Source organism: Dyadobacter sp. HNCC25DJ184, assembly GCF_056895215.1.
This window is the reverse complement of sequence record NZ_JBXHAQ010000040.1, coordinates 1-1,235: the sequence shown is the minus strand read 5'-3', so window position 1 is coordinate 1,235 and position 1,235 is coordinate 1. Positions and strand designations below refer to the sequence as shown.

The following is a 1,235-nucleotide window of genomic DNA, read 5'->3' as shown; positions in this document are numbered from 1 at the left end:
CTGCCTCCTTCCGAATACAAAGACCAAAAATTAGAGTCAAAAGGTTTCCTTCCTGAGATCTACATTCAGGACTTTCCCATTCGTAATCAAAAGGTTACGCTCTGTATTAAGCGTCGAAGATGGGAAGTCAAGGGCACCTGTGAGATTATCAGCAGGGATTGGAATGTTGTACAGCAGGGGACTCGAATGACCAAAGAGTTTGCTGATTTTTTAAAAGGATTGTATTGACAATAACCCTGTCAGCTGTTCACAATTGGGTAAATACTTTCATTTGGATGGTAAGCAATTACAGCAACAGTACAAAGATCATATCAGTGACTATAAAGATTGGGAACAGCGTACACATGCGTCGGACTGGCTATTATACCCTGAAAATACAGGACCATATCTGAGTATCGATGAAACGTCCCTATCCAATGGAGAACTTTACACGATTGTAACCAACAAGTCAGCGAAAGGCCGGAAAGGCTCACTGGTGGCGATGGTGAAAGGTACACAAGCCGGTTCAGTTATAGAAATCTTAAGGAAGATACCCAAACGTGTTCGCCAAAAAGTGCAGGAAGTGACTTTAGATATGGCTGCCAATATGGGGCTGATTGTAAATCGTTGTTTCCCAAAAGCATCCAAGGTTATAGACAGGTTTCATGTCCAGAAATTAGCATATGATGCTGTTCAGGAAATCAGGATCAAACATCGCTGGGAAGCCTTGGATCAAGAAAATCAAGCCATTGAAACTGCTAAGCAAGCGGGTTTTCAATATCAGCCAGAGGTTCTTAGTAATAGTGATACCTTAAAACAACTGCTTGTCAGGAGCCGATATTTGCTATTCAAACATCAGGATAAGTGGACTGCCTCCCAAGTTCAACGTTCCAAACTGCTTTTTGAACGTTATCCTTTGATCAACCAGGCGTACCGACTAGCAACAGGATTAGGGACGATATTCCGGAGTTGCAAATCCAAGATCCAGGCTTTTAAAAAGCTGGCTCTATGGTACAATGAGGTAGAAGATTGTGGCCTCGACTCATTCAAAACAGTCGCAAGATCTATTCAGACGCACCATCTGGATATTCTAAACTTCTTCAACAACAGAAGCACAAATGCTTCTGCCGAATCCTTTAACGCTAAAATCAAGGCTTTCAGGTCTTCGTCCAGAGGTGTTAGGGACATTCCATTCTTCTTGTTCCGGCTTTCTAAACTTTATGCTTAATTTTCCCCCCAAGAATTTGACTTGATCC

The 1,235-nt window shown here is 42.2% G+C and carries 2 protein-coding genes; both read left to right on the top strand.

Features of this window, described 5'->3' with window-relative positions:
* On the top strand, nucleotides 1-228 hold a 228-nt coding region (locus tag AC1XUD_RS26505; protein ID WP_483364068.1), incomplete at its 5' end, for an ISAon1 family transposase N-terminal region protein.
* A 25-nt stretch (nucleotides 229-253) separates the two neighbouring features.
* The gene (locus AC1XUD_RS26500) at nucleotides 254-1,207 is read left to right on the top strand and encodes an ISAon1 family transposase (RefSeq protein ID WP_483364067.1); all 954 of its coding nucleotides are present in this window, start codon (nucleotides 254-256) and stop codon (nucleotides 1,205-1,207) included.
* Nucleotides 1,208-1,235 lie beyond the last annotated feature (28 nt).